Genomic DNA, 17004 nt, shown 5'->3' with positions numbered 1-17004 from the left:
GGCATCCTCATGATCCGCCATCCGGATTGCCGCCGATCGCGCTTCGCAGGCGAGCGGGTCGCCGTGCTCCAGATCCTGGTAGTGGCGAGTTGCGGCGCCGGCCCGGCGGTGGCTCGGCACCGTTCGCCTGGGTCGACGTGGTTCCACTCACGCACGACGGCCGCACAACGTTATCGCCTGGGGACTTACGAGCGGGGCCGCTGCGGAGGCGCGCGATGCGATGGTCTCGGGTGTCGTGCAGGTGCCGGGCGGAAATGCGGGATGCGTCCGCCTGATGCCGAACGGCGAGCCCGGACACCTGAACGGTCCGGCTCGTGCGGACGCGGCGGCTGTCGGCCCAGCTCCCGGGTTGGTCGTGACCGGTCGCTGTGGTACGCACTCTGTCGGGTGGTTTGCTTAGAGTCAGCGGTGTGTACTTTGTGTGCCGGTGGCGGGAGGAGTCGCCGTTCAGCAAGCGGGTGGTTACCGTGCCCGACGCGACCGTGCTGGACTGGTTCGGCCGCGGCTGGGACCACGAGGATCCGTGCGAGTGGATCGACAGCGAGCTGGGTGGCAACGTCTACGGCTTGGATTCGATCTTCGAGGAGGCCCGGGAGCGGAACCTGCCCCGGCCACAGACCGTTGACGAGCTCCGTGAACTGCTGAACGAGTATCTGTGGGTGGAGGGTGACGACGACGGCACCTTCATCCGGCTCGGTGAACACGCGCTGCGGGTGCGTACCGACGATGACGAGGTCGACCTCGCCTACTACTTCGTCGACGACGACGCTGCTGCCGCGTCGCCTGACCGACTTGCGTTCCTGCTGCACGACACGTGGCCGCTACCCACCGACGTCGCCGCGACCGATGCGGTCTTCAACCATGGAGTACCGGCCCGTATTGTCCGGCTGGTCCCGTCCGGGCCGGAGTCCGTCTTCTCGGTCCGCCTGTGCTGGGAATCGCCTGACACCTACCGGAACCTGGACCTGGCCGGCGCCATCGTCTTCCCCGGTCTGACCCTGCCGGACCTCGCCGCCGGACTGCGTGGCATCGGCGCCCCCTGCGCCGACCGCTGGCCGCACGACGCCCGGCTGCTGCGCGCCTTGGTCGCCCCCGGGGAGGACGACATCGGCTTGGCACTGGAGCGCTACGCCCGGCTGCCCGGATATGCCCCGTCGCCCGCCGGCATCGACCGGGTACCCGAGCACGGCACGATCCACCGCGAGATGCTGCAGTTGCTGCTCCCGGAGCCGCCCGCCGAGTCGCTGACCCGGCGGGACCCCCACATCGCGCAGGTAGCGCGCTACATCGACAGCTTCTTCGGGTTCGACCAGTGGTTCCTCTTCGACACCCGATGGGCCGCGGCGCACCCGGACCTGGCCCGCTCGCTGCTGTGCTACGGCACCCACTGGGACCCTTACGAGGCATAGAGCGAGCAGGCCCACGGGCTGTCTGAGAAACATGCCAACCGCGGCTTCAGTTCGCCCCGGGATGCACGCACGCTCATGCGGATGGGCGCGCACCAGGCAGGGGTCGCAAGCACCTCCCCGCGAGGCTCATCACGAGCCGACGAAGCTCCCGGGTCGACGATGGTCATCCTCCTCGGCCCTCCTGACCGTGAGGTCGGAAGCAGGTCATTGGAGACTCCACATGAGGAGTCGGAAGGGGTCTTCGCTGCAGGTGAGCCAGGTGCCGTCGCCGAGCGCCATCGGGTCTTCCGAGACAGGCTTCGGATACTGCACCTGGCCGAGGATGTTCCCGGACGCAGTGTCGATCAGCCAGTGTCGTGACTGCTCTTGGCTATCGATGGTGCTCGCAATGACCGTGTGACTGTTGACGAAGCCGCACTGATCGCCCCAGAAGAGCTCTTCCTCGGCGTCTGGCGGCGTTCGAGGCCAAGCGTCGGCGGCGATGCCGTGGGTCACCGCGCCATCGGGAAGTCGATGGATCGCCGGCTCCTGTCCCCAGTGGGTGATCGTGAGGAACTGCGTCCCGCAGGGGCTGACGTCGACCAGGCTCCGGTCGTCATCGCCGATGCGGGTGACGGTGAGTCGAGTGCCGTCCCATCGGCCCCACAGCAGCGGCACACCGTCCTGACCCTCTCCGACGCTGAGGCCCATCTGGCTGGGCGCTGGGTGAGGGACATGGTAGGAGCCAGCGGCGGCGGTGCCGGTTGATGCCCGTCCCAGGACACGGCCATCGGCGGTGTCGAGCACGAGCCATTCCTCGTCGAGTTCCGACTCGGGATCATCAGGCAGCGGTGTGCGCACGTGAACCCATGCGGTTGAGCCGTCCGCACTGATCCAGCAGGAGCCCGAATCGGGGTAGCGGTGCTCGCGGCAGTCGGCGTACTCCTGGTAGGAGTCGTGGTGCGACAGGCAGGTAGGCGCCCAGCACGCATGCCGCACCTCCCAGCGCAGCGCGCCTGCCGCGTCCACCGCGTGGAGCGCGTGCTGACCGCTGAAGACGGCAAGGTCGAGGGTGGGGCTGACCGCATCGATCCCGCCCGCTCCGCGTGGCCACGGCGCAGGAAACCGGGCGGCGGGAGCGCCGTCGCCGGCTGTCATCCGGGCCAGGTCGTACGCCAGCAGTTCGTCGTCGCGGCGGATCACGACGAGCCGGCGGTGCGGCCACCGCTGGACGTCGGGGGTGTCCGTGGTGCTGGCGGTACCAGCTACGCGAGGAGCGTTCGCCGGCACACGGAAGGACTCCACAAGACGAGGGATGATCGGCACCCGCGCATCCTGCCACAGCGCGGTGACCTCTTCGGCGAGCCCGAAGGCCTCAGCACGGATGGCTTCTGCCTCAAAGACGCCACCCGCAAAAGGCCGCAGCCCGGCGCAGGATCTCGCAACACCGCCGCGATCGGCGGGTCGTCAGGGTGGCAGCACGAGCGCGGGCACGCACCTTCCTACGTGTCGTGCTGTCGGCGCACCATCTCGTTGATCCAGATGGGTGCGAACGGAGACGTGCAGCCCGGGGAAGTCGGGTAGTCCTTGAGCACCTCCAGGCGCTCGCCGATGTCAATTGCACGGGCGCGATGCTCGGCGTGGTCGATCCCGATCTGAGCCAGGCATTGGTTCATCGCCCACTGCAGGCGATCCGGCGCGTTTCTCATCTCCGCCTCGATGACGTCGAGCACTCCTGCGAGATCGAGGCCCTCGGGCGTCTTGGCCACGCGTTCGGTGGTCAGCGCCCAACCGGCACTCGCGACCACCGGATCCGAATCGGCGGACCAGGCCAGGCGCAGTTCTTCGGAGTACGGGTTCTTTTTCACCACGTAGTTCACCAGCCAGTCGTGCAGCTTAGGTGTGCGCGCCTCGCGCAGCATGGCGTCCAACTCGTCACGCTCGAACGCCTTCGGGCGGCAGATCAGCATCGCCAGCAGTCTCGCTGCGGCGTCATCCGTCTTCCAGAGCTGGCTCGCGAGTTCCTGCTGCGTCTTCAGCCGCTTCGCGAGCGCGCGCAGCTTGCTGAGGTTCACACCGTGATCGTCACCGAGTTTCTCGTTCACCTCGCGTGTCTTCGGGTCCTCGAGCGCGGCCAGCTCGGCCATCACCTCGGCCACCGTCGTCGCAGTCACCTCAGCCTCCTGTCCATCACGTGCCAGATGCAGCCTACGAGGAAACCACGGTCAACCAGGCGATCAGCAAGCGCATGGTCAAGACCACTGTCCGCTATTCGGCAGGACCGGACGCCTGCTCTGCTTTCGGGTCGTGGATCGCGTGTACAGATTCGCGGCCGCGCCGAGGAAGCAGAGAAGGCCGATAAGACCGATCATGATCCGGGAGCCGGTCAGCGCCGCAGGCGGCCGGGCCGCCGCCACGGTGGCGAGGGCGGCGATGAGGAACGATCCGGAGATCTTCCATCGGGACGGTATCGGCTCGGGTGCATGCCGGCGTGCCGGGGTGGCGTCGGCATGTAGCTGTTGGAGATTTTCGTAGCCGGTGTGGCTGCCGATGGTCGAACGGGCGGCGGGATGCGCGGCGTAATGAGCGACGGCGTCGGCGATCAGGTCACGGTCGGTGCCCTCGAAGTAGATCCGGTCCCGATGCGGCAGAAGGCCGGTGCGTCGGAGCAGCTCCGGACGGGTGTAGGTGAGCCGAACCTCGCCCCGAGCGTCAGCGGGTTGGACCGGCTGGACGTCGGCCAGGGCATCCCAGGGAATCGTCAGCGTGCCGAGGTAGCGATCCGAGCGGATGCCGTCCGGAGTCAGGATCACCCCGACTCCGCGCCAGAGACCTGGCAGGTAGAGCCCGATCGGCGCGGCGCTCAGTGCAACGACCAGCAGCCAATTGGGGTCGACGACGTGCTCGTACCGTGCCGTCCACGAACCCGGAAGAACGAAAATAGCGATCGCGCACAGGTGCGGCAGGACCAAGCCCAGGAAGAAGGAGGGCCGCGGGGACCGGAACGCGCCGCCGGTGACCTCCAGACCGGTGGGAACACGCCGCCGGGCGACCCGGACCACCAGCATCAGCAGCACGAGAAGTACCACCATCGCGACGAACAGGCCGAGAATCAAGCCGGTCGGTTCCCTCGGCGACAGCGTGCCGACAGCGACGACCGCTGCCAGGCCCAGCACTGCCAGCACGAAGATCGCACGGCGGTACCGGACAGCGACCATCCACCAGGCGAAGATCACGATGCCCACTGTAGGGCCGCACGATGTCGGCGTGCCCGGCGTGCCAGTTCATCTCGGCGAGCACGAGCACGAGCGCGAGCACGAGATGCAGCGCCACCGGCGTGTGTTGCCACCACCGCACCCAGCCGGGCGCGTCGATCGGGAACGTTTCGATCGTGGCGTCGGCGTGTGCCCGCACTCGGTGCCACCGGCCGATGATGTCATCGCGGGACTCGTCGGCTGAGGCCCACATGTCCCTGTTCGGCTCCGCGTCTTCGTCAAGGCCCGCGACGGGTTCGGGAAAGGGACGGTCGAACACCTCGCCGAAATACCCGATCCGGCGCCGCCCTGGGGCCGGCCGTGGCCGCGCACGGCGGCACGGTCGGCGTGCGCAGCGCCCGGCGAGGGTGCGACATTCACGGTACGGCTGCCACTGTCTTCGGCCGGCCGGTGCCTAGACTCCGGCTGATGAGTACCTTCGTGCTGATACATGGAGCGGGTGACGTCGGCTGGTACTGGCACCTGGTGGCGGCCGAACTGCGAGCGCACGGGCACGACGTGGTGGCTCCCGACCTGCCAGCCGACGACGATACAGCGCAGCTGACCGACTACGCCGACGCGGTGGTGGCGGCCGTCGGCGACCGGACGAACCTGGTCGTGGCGGGGCAGTCGTTCGGCGGGTTCACCGCACCGCTGGTCGCCGACCGGCTTCCGGTTGACGCGTTGGTCTTCGTGGCCGGGATGATCCCGGCGCCGGGCGAGACACCCGACGACTGGTGGGCCAACACCGACTACCGCACTGCGGTACGGGAACAGGCGGCCCGTGACGGCGGCCTGACCGGCAACGACGACCCGTACGCGTCCTTCTATCACGATGTGCCGCGGGCGTTGGCCGAAGAGGCGATGAGCAAGGAGCGAAACCACCCGTCGGCCGCGGCCATGCAGGCGCCATGGCCGCTCAATGCGTTGCCGGACGTGCCGACCCGGTTCGTGCTGTGCACGCAGGACCGCTTCTTCCCGCCGGACTTCATGCGTCGGCAGGTGGTCGAGCGCCTGGGCATCACCGCCGACGAGATCGTCGCGGGTCATTGCGTCGCGCTCAGCCGCCCGAAGGAACTGGCGGACATCCTGCGGCGGTACGCCCGGGGCTGAGGTACCTCGCCCAGGCTGAAACTCGCGCGGTCAGGAAGCCGGGCCAACTCGCTGAGATCGTGCCGCGCCAACCCGCCGCTTCGACCAGCCACAGCGCGACCGAGCGGCCAGCTGAGGATGCCGCCGCCGTCCGGTGCTACGACCGAGGCGGCCCGGCACGCGGCGTAAATCGGTCGCGTGCGGATCCGCCCGCGAGGACGATACGGCGATGTCCGGTGCACCTGAGGGATTCACCTATCGCCTCCGCAAGAATGGGGACGTGGAGGTGCTCCATCACGGCCGCCCTGCCGCTGTGCTTCGGGGCGCCGCTGCGGCCCGGTTCCTGATCGACGTGGGCAGCGGAGATCCTCAGGAGTTGATGGCGCGCATCACCGGCAACTACAAACACGGCAACGAGCGGACGGCGAAGAAGCATCCCCGCAATCGGCGCCGGTAGAGCGCGCCTTGTCGGCGGTGCCAGATGCCGATGGTCATCGTCGTACGCGTGAGTCCTCGCCGAACCATGGACCGACCTCGCGAAGGCAATGGACACTGGCCGGGGGAGACGCAGGTGAACAGCGACCGGCGTTTCAGCCGTCCTTTCTCGTCCATGCATCGACGACGGCTGCCCTGCACGGCACGTTCGGCCCTCTACAGCCGCGCCGCGATTGCTTGGGCGCACACGATCGACTCGGTGTACGTGGTGTCGACCTCCACGTCGTACACCACGCCCCGGTGGACCATTTCGGCCTGGGCGGCGGCCATCCCTCGAACCCGGTCGCCACGGGCGATCTCCCGACCGGCGGCGACCTCCGCATCGCAGCGGACGCCGACCCACACCACGTCCAGGCCTTCGAGTACGGCCCGCCACCGCTGCTGAGATCCAGCGCCGCCGAGGAAGACGTCATCGATGATGACCCGGGCACCGGCCCCAGCAGTCACCGCGACCCCGGCCATCCAAGCGTCCTGGAGCTGGCCGAACTCCGGCCCGACGATGACGGTGCCGTCTGCTGCGAAGTCGATGCTCTCCGGCGAACGCATGGTTGCGGGCATCGCCTCGATAAGCCGGTCGACCCCAGTGGCAAGCCACGGATCCGGCAGGATCGCCTGCAGACAGCGGACGATTCCCGACTTTCCTGCGCTCGCCCCGCCGTTGAGCACGATCACTTGCGTGGGCATGTGGTCACGGTACGGCCCGGGACCTGCAAGTGTTCCTGGGTATCTGCGGCGGCGAGGGTCCTCGGTACGGCTGACGGGTGTCGCCCGGTCCGCCATCGCGGACCGGGCGACACTGGCTTGCGGGTTGGGTCAGTTCTCGTCGTCCATAGCAGCCCGAGGCGTCGGCGCTCGATCAGGTGGCGCAGCACACCGTTGATGTCCGTGTCTCGACCCCGTGATCGCGGGCCGGGACCCGGGCTCTCTGTTCGAGGGAAGCGACGACGCGGGGCTCACTAGTCCTGCCAGACGTTCAGGGCCCAGGCGAGGACGTACCAGACGCAGACGTACTCCCGCCCGGAGGCGATTCCGGCGATGTGGCAGGTGATCGGGTCGGGGAAGACACCTTGGAGTCCCCAGCCACCCGCTGCGGCCAGCGTGACCGGCGCGGCACTCACCGCCGCGCTGACGGCGGGAACGGGGGCGGCGTGGGCAGCCCCGGCCGTCGTGCCCAGGCCACTGGCCACCAGGGTGACCACCACGACTGTCCGGGCCAGTCGCTGCCGCAGCGATTGTTTGCGCATCGGGTTCTCCTCCCACGCGCCCCGGGCCGGGTGTCCGGCCGTGGGCGTCCGTCGATGATCGATGCGTTACATGCTGCGCCGAGGACGGGCTCTGGTCGTCGGCCCACGACCTGACCGCCGCGTACACCAGGCGGGTGAGTCCGGCCGCCCGCGTCCTCCGACAGGTGGACCTCCGCGTACCCGGGTGGGAGCTGCGCCCGGGGCGATCTCGGATGGCCATGCTGGCCGACCCGGCCCGCAGCACGGCGTGTCACTCGCTGTCGGCCTCGACCACGTCCGCCGACCCACGGTGCCGGCCGAGTCACCGAGAGGGACCCGTGGTCGTGGACGACGCTCGCCGCACGCGGCACGGGCACCAGGAGTCCGACATGCCGCCCTGACGGCGAGATCGCCCCGAGGATCGAGGTTCTGCCCCTGACGCCGAACGATCGGCGCGCCGGCAGCCCGGCGAGTCGGGGCTGGCCAACAGGCAGAGGCAGCGGCTACGACGCAGCGGTTAGCCTGCTGTCATGGCGAACGCCGAACTGGATGAGTTGATCGTCGCGGACGCGGAGGCGCTGCGCGAATGGTTGTCGGCCAACCACGCCACGTCGCCCGGCGTCTGGCTCGCCCTGACCAGAAAGGGCGGCACAGTCACGACCCTGACCTGGCAGCATGCGGTCGACGAGGGCCTGTGCTTCGGCTGGATCGACGGGCAGGCCCGCAAACGGGATCAGGAAACCTCCTGGATCCGGTTCACCCCTCGCAGGCCCCGCAGTTCCTGGTCACAGCGCAACGTCACGCACGTGGCCCGGCTGGAGGCGGAGGGGCGAATGCTGCCCCCAGGCCGCGCCGCGGTGGAAGCCGCGAAGGCGGACGGGCGGTGGGCTGCCGCCTACGCCCCACCCTCGGAAGCCGAGGTGCCGGCCGACCTCCTCGCCGCCATCACCGCCGACCCCGCCGCCCAGGCCATGTTCGACGTACTCACCAAGACCAACAGGTTCGCCCTGATCCACCGCGTCAACGCCGTCAAACGGACACAGACCCGCGAGCGGAAGATCAGCGAGTTCGTTGCCATGCTGGCCCGCCACGAGACGATCTACCCGCAGAAGGCCCAGCCTCCGAACTCACCGTAACCGGGATTCGGCCGGCGTATCGCCGAGGTAGCGCACGCCGGTCGCGGCCTCGGAGACCTGCCAGAGCCGCCCCGCGAGAGCCCGATCGTCGGCGGGGGCGACGATCGGGCGGGCGTACACCCGGCTCTCCCACCTGAGCAGGGACGGGCCGAGGAAGACGCCGGTTTCGGCGGTCGGGGCGGTGGCGGCGTAGAGGAGCGGGATGGTCCCGCGCTGGGGACTGCGGGCGAGCAGGAGACCACCGATTCGGGTCACCGCCCACTCCGCCGCAGTGTCGTACCGCCGGTTCATCGGTGTCCGGGCCATGCCGGGGTGCGCGAGGAAGCTGCGTACCGGGCTGCCGGCGCGGCGTAGCCGGCGATCCAGCTCGGCGCCGAAGAGGGCGTTGGCCTGCTTCGACCGGATGTACGGCACGCCTGGGGCACTGGTCGGGCCGCCGGCCAGGTTGTCCAGGTCGGGGCCGCCGCGTAGCAGTCGGTAGAAGCCGGAGCCGACGGTGACCACCCTCGGGTCCCGCTCGGGCCGGAAGAGCTCCAACAGCAGGCCGGTCAGGGCGAACGGGCCTAGGTGATTGGTGGCGAAGACGGGCTCGTACCCCTGGGCGGAGTGCCCGTGCCCCTTCCCGACCCCGGCGTTGTTGAGCAGCAGGTCGACCTGCCGGCCCTCGGCGCGCAACTCGGCGGCGAACTCGCGGACCGAGTCGAGGTCGGCCAGGTCGAGCCGGCGTACCGTCAAGTCGCCGGCCATTCCGGCGCGGGCCCGCTCGCCCTTGGCCAGGTCACGGACGGCCATGATCACGGTCGCGCCCCGGGCGGCGAGCTGTTCGGCCGCGATCAGGCCGAGCCCGCTGCTCGCGCCGGTGACGACAGCCGTACGGCCGCTCTGGTCGGGGATCTCGTCGAACGTCCAGGAAACAGGCATGGGACACCTCCGGTGAGCCGGAGCGGATAGCCTATCCGCTGTGGGTGGATCGACCTTAGCAGGCGAGCGGATAGAATATCCGCTCGCGGGCGGATGGATTATCCTCGTGCTGTGCCCACCGTGCCCCCCACCAACGCCGAGCCCCTGCGCGCGGACTCGGCCCGGGTGCGTGCCCGGATGCTGCGGGCAGCCCGGGAGCGGTTGGCCGCCGGTGACCTGGAGCTGCCGATGAACGCCATCGCCAAGGCGGCCGGGGTCGGCGTCGGCACCGTCTACCGGCACTTCCCCAGCCGGCAGGCGCTGCTGGAGGCGTTGGCCGCCGAGCGGTTCGCCCTGCTGGTCGATGTGGCCGAGCGGGCGGCCGTCGGGCCGGATGTCGCCGCCGAGTTGGCCAGACTGCTCCGGGCGGCACTGGAACACCAGCGCGCTGACCCGGCGCTCGCCGCCGTGCTGGCCGAGCCCGATGCCGCCCGGCCGGAAACCAGGGAACTGGGTGAGGCACTGACCGCCGCCGTGGAGCGGCTGCTGGAGCGGGCCCGTGCCACCGGAGTGATCCGCCCGGAGATCACCGCCGGGAACCTCCAGGCGCTGTTCTGCGGGTTGCAGCACACGGTCCGGGTCGGTGGCGGCACCGGCACCGACCGGTATATCGACATCCTGCTGCGTGGACTGCGCGCCTAGCGGCTGGTGGCGCACGGCGTCGACTCGGCGCCTGTCGCTCCATCCGTCCGATGACCGCAGCCAGCATCCTCAGTAGCCGCAGTCAGGCGAGGTTGTCGCCTGGCGCACCGGTTGCCGGGGGGAGGTCAGCTGTCCCTGCTCGACAGCTGAACTCATCGTCTGGGTGGGGACGCGGAGCACGCCCCCACCCGGCCCGTCGTCGTCAGCCGTTGTCGATCAGACTGGCGATCTCGTTGTAGATGAGGTGCGCCTTCGCGCCCTGGTTGGACGGGCAGCCGCCAAGGTGGTGCAGGGCGATCACCCGGTGGCTGCTGTTCAGCACCGGCGAGCCCGAGTTGCCGCCGGAGGTGTCACAGCTGTAGCTGATGTTCCAGGTGTTGTAGTTCGCGTTCCGTACGGTGCATCTCGCGCCGTTCTGGGAGTCTTCGAAGATCGACAAGCGCTTCGGGTTGCCGTCGCCGTGCCCGGGGATGTACATCTGCGCGCCGGTGGTGGTGGCGGTCGTCGCCAGGTAGAGCGTGCCGAATCCCTGGATGGCGGCGAAGTTGTTCACCGAGTACAGGGTGTAGTCCAGTTGGTTGGAGCCACCACTGCTCACCCGGTAGAGCGTGGCACCGCTCACCTTGGTGCCGGGACCGGGGTTCGCGCCGCCGCAGGTGGCGCACTGGTAGTTGAACTGCATCTCGCTGCCGCTGACCGCAGCCTGCGTCGAGAAGCAGTGCTTGTTGGTCAGCATGCGGTTGGTGTTGCCGACCCGCCAGGTGGTGCACATGCCGCCGCCGCTGATCAGCAGCCGCGCCACCGCGTTGCTGCGGGCGAATTCGGTGGGGTGGCTGCTCTGGTAGCAGACCACGTCGCGGCGGGCGTCCGTGCTACAGACCGACTGCGTGGAGAAGTTGTGCTGCGTGATCTCCGTGCGGTCGTAGCCGCGCCAGAACCGGTCGATGGTCGCGGCGCTGCCACGGGAGAGGCGGCTGCTGTGCAGCGTCACCACTGCGGTGTCGCCCTCCACCGACATCGCCCAGAAGCCCGGCTGGCCGTCGGTGGTGTAGTCCGAGCCGGTCGCCCTGTTCAGGTTGCGGTCGTACCGGTGGCTCTCCCGGCCGTCCGGGCTCGACACGGTGACGTACTCGCCGGGGGCCAGCCGCAGCGAGCTGAAGTGAACCTTGACGTAGGTGGCGCCAGGGTGACGGATGATCTGGGTCCGGCTGTTGCGGGCGTACGACAACGAGCCGTCGACGGTGCGAAGTTCACCGACTGTCGTCACGCCCTCGGCCGTGAACTGATCCGACTCGGGTGCCCGGTCGGAGTGCGGCGCGAGAGGTTGAACCGAGTACGCCTCGGCGGGCGCCGACAGCAGGCTCAGCCCAAGTGTGCAGGCGCCGAGCGTGACCGCCACCGTTCGCAGGCGCCGCAGGGCATGTTTCATCGTCGCTCCTCCCCAGGAACCAGAACTTAACGAGTCCTAAGTCTTCATACACGAACCCGAACGAGACATGCAAGACAATCAATGTCTGTCGTGCGGCGGACGCCGGCGGCGCCGCGTTGCACCACCGCTTGCGGTGCGGGAGTCGCCGAAGCGGTTGAGGGCGTCGTGAATCGCTACAGTGCTCGGGTGGAAGCGCACAAGGAGCCGCTGATCGACCTGGGCATGATCGGCGAGCGCCCGCCCCGGTCCGGCGATCGACCGCGGTACTGGTGGCGGCGGTACTGGTGGCGGCGGTTTGATGTATCCGCCCGGGTGCTGGCCCTGGCCGCGCTGGGCGTGTTGCTCCTGGGCGGCGTGATTGGTGGCGTCGGTATGCGCAACTGGGACCTCACGCAGCATGAGCGGGCGGAGACATCGACCGCGTCGGTGTTGGTGCTCGCCGACACGGTAGGTCCGATGACGGCTGTCGTTGAAGGACAGCGGTTGCGTGTCGACGGGCAGATGACGGTCGTGAACACGGGCCCGCGGTTGGTCAACGTCCAGGACTTGAAGGGGGATGAGCAGGGGGTCACCCTGCGGGCGCTAGAGAATCAGCGGTGGATCAAGCCCGGCGAGTGGTTGACGGTCGACGTCACGGCGACTTTGGACTGTGCCACGGGCGTCCCTGCCGGACCCGTTGGGCTTCGGATATTGATTCAAACCGCTGACGATCGGTTCGGTCAGGTGTCGTTCCCCGTGGCGCTCAAGCACACTCGGTGGGATCAATCATGCGTCCGGGCCGGCTAGACCTTCCTCAGTTCATGCTCATGCGACTGAGGGTGAAAGGCCACTTCCCGGTTCGGGATTCTCGTGCCATGCCTCGCTGGCGGCTGCGGAGGCGGGCGAGATAGCCGCCATTCGGTCAGCGTAGTCGCCGGCGGCTCTGCCTCCAATAGGGATGGAGACAGAGCCGAAAGCGGGACAGGCCTGGATCGAGGATCAGGCGTTGTTGTGGATCCAGGGCGCCGCGTCGATGCTGCCAGGGGTGCATACGTTGTCCAGCGGCGCCCGACGACAAGTTTGGAAGCGAATTCTGCTGCCTTTGTCGCCGTAGTAGTTGGTGCTGGAGGACTCGTAGTAATCCTTGTTGCAGCTGCCCCAGCTGGGGGCACCCAGGTTGTTGTTGCACTCGCCGTGACGGTATGGCCTCCACGTGGAGCCGTCTTTCAGCCAGTTTTCCCAGTAGATGAAGGTCTGGCTTCCATCTGCGAAGCCGTCTTGAATTCGCCAGATGTCGCCGTACTTGTTGAAGCAGCCCTTGGCGGTCATGACCCATCCAATGGTCGGAACGAGAGCCCAGGCCTCTGAACAGGCGTCGCCGCCTGAATCATAGGTGAAGGTGGCTATATTGTCCTCGAAGGGCCTTGCGAAAGTCGCGGCCAGGGCTTGACTTTGCCCGCCCACGAGAATGGTGAGAACTACCGCAGCGATGGCAATCGCTCTCTTCACTGGCACCTCCGCCTACATCATCGCAATCGGGTGAATCAAATAGGTTCGCCAGGACGTCAGAGCTACCTTGTCCGCGAACTCACTCATCATGAGCAGGGGTGGTCATCCGGGCAACGATTCCGAACGGTTCCGAACGATCCCGAACGCGCCAGCTGCCTGACGCGTAGCCCCGGTTGGAGCTTGTCAGCGAGACGTCAGGCAGCGAGGCAGCCAGAAGGCGGCAGGAGCCTCTGGCTCGGGTAGGTCTACCTCCGGCGACGGCTCGCGCGTTGGGTCGGGTCGTGAACAGGGTGGGCTGGCCCGCGCCGGCCGGGACGGCGGGCGATGGCGCCGGCCAGCCGCTCGAGATCCGTGACCTGGCCGGCGGCCGTCAGGCGAGCGGCGTGACGAGGATGGTGCGATCGCTGAAGAAGACCGGCACGGGCGAGCCGCCCTCGGCGCGATACTTCGCCGTGAACGTCGTCCGGCCCGGACGAAGATCGGCGAGCACGGTCGTGGAGGCAAAGGGTTGCGTCACGCTGAACGGGACGTCTATGCCGCTGAGCGACAGAAACGACCTGGCCGCGCGGTCGAGGCTGGGCGGAATCTGGTTGGCGCCGGTCGCTTCGAACGACATGGCTCCCCCCTGTGACAGGACGCCGTCGTCCGATGAACCGTAGGCGATGGTGGCCCCGACGGTGACGGCATAGCGCCCGGACCGGCCGATGGACACCGTCACGGTTGGCCCGACCGTTGCCAGGTCGACGAACGCCCCGGACCCGTCAGCCGGCTCGACCGCTGCGATGCTGTCTGCGGCCTGGTTCCGGCCGGCGGGTCCGGCGAGCGACACGATCGTCCAGGCGCCGCCCGCGCCTCCGATTAGTCCGCAAAGGGCGGCGAGCAGCATTTGCCGCCGCGGCATTCGTGGCGTCTCCGAGCTGGGTGGCGGCGGATCCGCCGACAGATCGATCATTACGGGCTCCTCTCGCACCCCGCCGGCGACGACGGCTGCCCATCGCGTCATCGTTCCAGCACGCGGCAACGCCGGAAAGGCTGCCTTGTCCAAGGTGGAAGGGAGTGGCCATGCTCATCGCCCATGTGAGCGACCCTCATATCCGTACCGGCCCGTTGGCGGGTGAGCCGGCTGCCAACCTGCATCACGTGTTGGCGTGGATCATTGCCCGGCAACCGCGACCGGACTGCGTGGTCATCACCGGTGACTTGTGCGAGTACGGGCACGCCGGCGCCTATCCGGATCTTCGTACCCTCACCGAAGGCTTCCCCATACCGATCCACCTGACGACCGGCAACCACGACGACCCTGAGGCCCTGCTGGCGACCTTCGGCGGCTCGCCGTTTCTTGGTGGCACCGCCGCAACCAGATACCGCGTCGACTACCCCGCGGCGTCCATCATCGTGCTCGACTCGCGCCGCTCCGACAGCCCGGCGGGGCTGCTCGGTGACGAGCAGCTTGGGTGGCTGGACGGCATGCTGGCCCGCCGGTCCGACGTGCCCGCGTTCGTCTGCCTGCACCATCCTCCGGTTCCCGTGGGCATCCCGTTTCTCGACGGCATGCGCCTCGACGATGGGGCTGCCCTGGCCGAAGTCATCTCGCGGCACCGGCACGTCGCCCGGGTCCTGGCCGGTCACGTCCATCGGGTGATCTTCGTGCCCTTCGCCGGGACCACGGTGACCATCGCACCGAGCACCTACCGCCAAAGCGCGCTTCGCCTGCATGACGCGCAGCCGCCCGGTTATCTCGCTGAGCCCACCGGTTATCTGCTGCACCAACTTTTGGACGGCAGCTGCATCACACACTCCATGCCCGCCAGCCACGCCGCCGGAGTGCTCGGCGGTTTCTAGGCCGGAGGGGACCCGAGCGATTCGGCCGGAACCTGCCTCCTGTCCGGCTTCGAGGTCTGGCCGAGCGACGCCCAGTAATCTCCGGCCGGGTCATGAGCTGTCAGCCATCGTTCCAGCACCTCGGTGGACGACCGATGGGACTCCGAACAGACGTCGTGCCACCGGTGTAGCAGCAGCTCGTGGATTCGGATCGCGCGGGAGGCGAGATCGAGAACCCAAGCATCCACTGCCTGGGCGGCGGCGACCTCTTCGGCGTGTCCGCGCAGCAGTGCGGTGCAGTCGATATCCGTGGCGATCTGGTACCCGTTGCCGACCGCGAGGATGGAGAAGTCGACGGTTCGATCACCCGCACCGGTGTCGACGGTCTGTGCGAAACCGATGACCTCGTCTCCGGTGGGCAAGGCCATTCCGTCGTGAGCCGCGCCGGGCGGCACCACGTAGTGAACCCAGAACGTCACGACGCCGACGCTACCGCCCCTCGGTCCGCACGGGCTCCGGGGCCGCGGCACTCCCGGCTCGTCGGGCCCGGTCGGCACTGGTCGGGGGCTGCCGCGCGAAGCCGCGAGAGCTGAAGGCGCAGCCGCCTACCGGGCAGGAATCAGTCGCGCAGCCACTAGTTGGACGCTCATCTCGTTGGTACTGTCGCCCGATGTCGACGGATTTCGAAGCTGACAGCATCGACCGCTCCCGCCTTGCCGGGCTGCTGGACCGGGAGCGGGCTGCGTTCGTCGACCGGCACCCCCGGTCGGCCGCCGCGTACGCCGGCGCCGGGCACCTGTTCGGCAAGGTGCCGATGACCTGGATGAACAAGAACGCGGCCGGTTTCCCGGTGTACGTGGACCGGGCCCGTGGGGCCCGGCTCACCGACATCGACGGAAACGACTACCTCGACTTCTGCCTCGGTGACACCGGGGCGATGGCCGGGCACTCCCCGGCTCCGGTGGTCGCCGCGGTCACCCGGCGGCTGGCCGACCTCGGCGGAGCGGCCACCATGCTGCCCACCGAGGAGGCGGCGACGGTCGGGGCCGAGCTGAGCCGCCGCTTCGGGCTTCCCGCCTGGAGTTTCACGCTCACCGCCACCGACGCCAACCGGTGGGCGATCCGGTTGCTGCGCGCCGTCACCGGCCGTCCGCGCATCCTGGTCAACAGCTACTGCTACCACGGCTCGGTGGACGAATCCCTGATCGTGGTCGGGCCGGACGGCCGCCCGCGAAGCCGGGAGGGCAACGTCGGCGCCCCCTGCGACGTGACCGTGACCAGCCGGGTCGCCGAGTTCAACGACCTCGACGGGCTGGCCCGCGAACTCGCCCACGGCGATGTCGCCGCGGTGCTGATGGAACCGGCCCTGACCAACATCGGCATCGTGCTGCCCGAACCCGGTTACCTCGACGGGGTCCGCACGCTCACCCGGCAGCACGGCACGTACCTCATCAACGACGAGACTCACACGTTCTCCGCCGGGCCGGGCGGCGCGACCGCCGCGTGGGGCCTGGCGCCGGACGTGGTCACCATCGGCAAGGCCATCGGCGGTGGGATCCCGGTCGGCGCGTACGGGCTGTCCGCCGACCTGGCCGGCGCGTTGACCGGTCGAACGGACCTCGACCTGGTCGACATGGGCGGGGTGGGAGGCACCCTCGCCGGCAACCCGGTGTCGATCGCGGCCACCCGGGCCACCCTGCAGGAGGTGCTCACCGACGACGCGTTCGCCGGCATGATCGACGTGGCGACCGTCTTCGCCGACGGCATCGGCAAGGTCTTCGAGGAGTACGCGCTGCCGTGGTCGGTGAGCCAGCTCGGCGCGCGGGTGGAGTACCGCTTCGCCGCTCCGGCGCCGCGCACCGGTACCGAGTCAGCCCGCTGCGCCGACGCCGGCCTGGAGGATTATCTGCACGTCTACCTGATCAACCGGGGCATCCTGATGACGCCGTTCCACAACATGGCGTTGATGTGCCCGCAGACCACCGTCGAGGACGTCGCCCGGCACCACGAGGTCTTCGCCGACGCGCTCGGCGAGCTGCTGGGCTGAGCGGCGCGCCGTGAGGGCCACGCCGGCGT

The 17004-nt window shown here is 68.8% G+C and carries 18 protein-coding genes and 1 pseudogene; 8 read left to right on the top strand and 11 right to left on the bottom strand.

Features of this window, described 5'->3' with window-relative positions; genetic code table 11:
• Positions 1–410: 410 nt before the first annotated feature.
• Complete coding sequence (locus C1I95_RS02645; RefSeq protein ID WP_111212133.1) at positions 411–1409, top strand: hypothetical protein; 999 nt, start codon at positions 411–413, stop codon at positions 1407–1409.
• Positions 1410–1613: 204 nt separating this feature from the next.
• Here C1I95_RS02645 and C1I95_RS02640 read toward each other — a convergent pair whose 3' ends face one another.
• The 4 genes and pseudogenes from C1I95_RS02640 to C1I95_RS02625 all read right to left on the bottom strand — a co-directional run.
• Positions 1614–2714 (bottom strand): hypothetical protein, encoded by a 1101-nt coding sequence (locus C1I95_RS02640; protein WP_146605619.1) that lies wholly within the window; start codon positions 2712–2714, stop codon positions 1614–1616.
• A gap of 176 nt (positions 2715–2890) precedes the next feature.
• Positions 2891–3535, bottom strand: a complete 645-nt coding sequence (locus C1I95_RS02635; protein ID WP_111212164.1) for a DNA alkylation repair protein — start codon at positions 3533–3535, stop codon at positions 2891–2893.
• Between the two features lie 105 nt (positions 3536–3640).
• Complete coding sequence (locus C1I95_RS02630; protein WP_146605618.1) at positions 3641–4624, bottom strand: hypothetical protein; 984 nt, start codon at positions 4622–4624, stop codon at positions 3641–3643.
• Positions 4625–4700: 76 nt separating this feature from the next.
• Positions 4701–4922, bottom strand: a pseudogene (locus C1I95_RS02625) (mycothiol transferase); the annotation flags it as partial.
• Positions 4923–5071: 149 nt separating this feature from the next.
• Here C1I95_RS02625 and C1I95_RS02620 point away from each other — a divergent pair.
• Positions 5072–5755, top strand: a complete 684-nt coding sequence (locus C1I95_RS02620; RefSeq protein WP_111212130.1) for an alpha/beta fold hydrolase — start codon at positions 5072–5074, stop codon at positions 5753–5755.
• A 208-nt stretch (positions 5756–5963) separates the two neighbouring features.
• Positions 5964–6191, top strand: a complete 228-nt coding sequence (locus tag C1I95_RS02615) for a hypothetical protein (protein ID WP_111212129.1) — start codon at positions 5964–5966, stop codon at positions 6189–6191.
• 194 nt (positions 6192–6385) lie between these two features.
• Here the strand turns inward: C1I95_RS02615 and cpt are convergent, their stop codons facing one another.
• Together cpt and C1I95_RS02605 are read right to left on the bottom strand one after the other, a co-directional pair.
• Complete coding sequence (cpt, locus tag C1I95_RS02610) at positions 6386–6913, bottom strand: chloramphenicol phosphotransferase CPT (protein ID WP_199523575.1); 528 nt, start codon at positions 6911–6913, stop codon at positions 6386–6388.
• Between the two features lie 272 nt (positions 6914–7185).
• Positions 7186–7473 carry a hypothetical protein gene (locus C1I95_RS02605; RefSeq protein ID WP_111212128.1) on the bottom strand — a complete coding sequence of 96 codons (288 nt, stop codon included), beginning with the start codon at positions 7471–7473 and terminating at the stop codon, positions 7186–7188.
• Between the two features lie 509 nt (positions 7474–7982).
• On the opposite strand from C1I95_RS02605, the gene C1I95_RS02600 reads away from it, so the two are divergent.
• Entirely contained in the window at positions 7983–8588 is a 606-nt protein-coding gene (locus C1I95_RS02600; RefSeq protein ID WP_111212127.1) for a YdeI/OmpD-associated family protein, read from the top strand.
• On the opposite strand, the gene C1I95_RS02595 is transcribed toward C1I95_RS02600, so the two are convergent.
• A complete protein-coding gene (locus tag C1I95_RS02595) occupies positions 8580–9509 on the bottom strand; it encodes an SDR family NAD(P)-dependent oxidoreductase (protein WP_111212126.1) in 930 nt (309 codons plus the stop codon). The genes C1I95_RS02600 and C1I95_RS02595 overlap by 9 nt on opposite strands.
• A gap of 111 nt (positions 9510–9620) precedes the next feature.
• Between C1I95_RS02595 and C1I95_RS02590 the strand changes: the two genes are divergently transcribed.
• A complete protein-coding gene (locus C1I95_RS02590) occupies positions 9621–10190 on the top strand; it encodes a TetR/AcrR family transcriptional regulator (protein WP_199523574.1) in 570 nt (189 codons plus the stop codon).
• A gap of 202 nt (positions 10191–10392) precedes the next feature.
• Here the strand turns inward: C1I95_RS02590 and C1I95_RS02585 are convergent, their stop codons facing one another.
• Positions 10393–11619 carry a trypsin-like serine peptidase gene (locus C1I95_RS02585; protein ID WP_111212124.1) on the bottom strand — a complete coding sequence of 409 codons (1227 nt, stop codon included), beginning with the start codon at positions 11617–11619 and terminating at the stop codon, positions 10393–10395.
• A 186-nt stretch (positions 11620–11805) separates the two neighbouring features.
• On the opposite strand from C1I95_RS02585, the gene C1I95_RS02580 reads away from it, so the two are divergent.
• A complete protein-coding gene (locus tag C1I95_RS02580; protein ID WP_111212123.1) occupies positions 11806–12405 on the top strand; it encodes a hypothetical protein in 600 nt (199 codons plus the stop codon).
• A 192-nt stretch (positions 12406–12597) separates the two neighbouring features.
• Here the strand turns inward: C1I95_RS02580 and C1I95_RS34715 are convergent, their stop codons facing one another.
• Together C1I95_RS34715 and C1I95_RS02570 are read right to left on the bottom strand one after the other, a co-directional pair.
• Entirely contained in the window at positions 12598–13107 is a 510-nt protein-coding gene (locus tag C1I95_RS34715; protein WP_146605617.1) for a hypothetical protein, read from the bottom strand.
• A gap of 370 nt (positions 13108–13477) precedes the next feature.
• Positions 13478–14059, bottom strand: coding sequence for a hypothetical protein (locus C1I95_RS02570; protein WP_146605616.1), 582 nt, complete (start codon positions 14057–14059; stop codon positions 13478–13480).
• Between the two features lie 110 nt (positions 14060–14169).
• Between C1I95_RS02570 and C1I95_RS02565 the strand changes: the two genes are divergently transcribed.
• Complete coding sequence (locus C1I95_RS02565) at positions 14170–14949, top strand: phosphodiesterase (protein ID WP_111212162.1); 780 nt, start codon at positions 14170–14172, stop codon at positions 14947–14949.
• Here C1I95_RS02565 and C1I95_RS02560 read toward each other — a convergent pair.
• Positions 14946–15407 (bottom strand): hypothetical protein, encoded by a 462-nt coding sequence (locus C1I95_RS02560; protein WP_111212120.1) that lies wholly within the window; start codon positions 15405–15407, stop codon positions 14946–14948. The two genes, C1I95_RS02565 and C1I95_RS02560, sit on opposite strands and share 4 nt — an antisense overlap.
• Before the next feature lie 191 nt (positions 15408–15598).
• Between C1I95_RS02560 and C1I95_RS02555 the strand changes: the two genes are divergently transcribed.
• A complete protein-coding gene (locus tag C1I95_RS02555; protein WP_111212119.1) occupies positions 15599–16975 on the top strand; it encodes a transaminase in 1377 nt (458 codons plus the stop codon).
• The last annotated feature ends 29 nt before the right edge of the window (positions 16976–17004 follow it).

The organism is Micromonospora craterilacus, assembly GCF_003236315.1.
GTDB classification, from domain to species: Bacteria; Actinomycetota; Actinomycetes; order Mycobacteriales; family Micromonosporaceae; genus Micromonospora; species Micromonospora craterilacus.
The sequence above is the reverse complement of the archived record's forward strand: the minus strand, read 5'-3'. Positions and strand labels throughout refer to the sequence as shown.

Excerpts from the sequence above, each read along its gene's own strand:
- C1I95_RS02600 (WP_111212127.1), top strand. The coding sequence starts at position 7,983 with ATGGCGAACGCCGAACTGGATGAGTTGATCGTCGCGGACGCGGAGGCG.
- C1I95_RS02565 (WP_111212162.1), top strand. The coding sequence starts at position 14,170 with ATGCTCATCGCCCATGTGAGCGACCCTCATATCCGTACCGGCCCGTTG.
- C1I95_RS02605 (WP_111212128.1), bottom strand. The coding sequence starts at position 7,473 with ATGCGCAAACAATCGCTGCGGCAGCGACTGGCCCGGACAGTCGTGGTG.
- C1I95_RS02555 (WP_111212119.1), top strand. The coding sequence starts at position 15,599 with ATGTCGACGGATTTCGAAGCTGACAGCATCGACCGCTCCCGCCTTGCC.
- cpt (WP_199523575.1), bottom strand. The coding sequence starts at position 6,913 with ATGCCCACGCAAGTGATCGTGCTCAACGGCGGGGCGAGCGCAGGAAAG.
- C1I95_RS02570 (WP_146605616.1), bottom strand. The coding sequence starts at position 14,059 with ATGATCGATCTGTCGGCGGATCCGCCGCCACCCAGCTCGGAGACGCCA.
- C1I95_RS02635 (WP_111212164.1), bottom strand. The coding sequence starts at position 3,535 with ATGGCCGAGCTGGCCGCGCTCGAGGACCCGAAGACACGCGAGGTGAAC.
- C1I95_RS02595 (WP_111212126.1), bottom strand. The coding sequence starts at position 9,509 with ATGCCTGTTTCCTGGACGTTCGACGAGATCCCCGACCAGAGCGGCCGT.
- C1I95_RS02620 (WP_111212130.1), top strand. The coding sequence starts at position 5,072 with ATGAGTACCTTCGTGCTGATACATGGAGCGGGTGACGTCGGCTGGTAC.
- C1I95_RS02615 (WP_111212129.1), top strand. The coding sequence starts at position 5,964 with ATGTCCGGTGCACCTGAGGGATTCACCTATCGCCTCCGCAAGAATGGG.
- C1I95_RS02585 (WP_111212124.1), bottom strand. The coding sequence starts at position 11,619 with ATGAAACATGCCCTGCGGCGCCTGCGAACGGTGGCGGTCACGCTCGGC.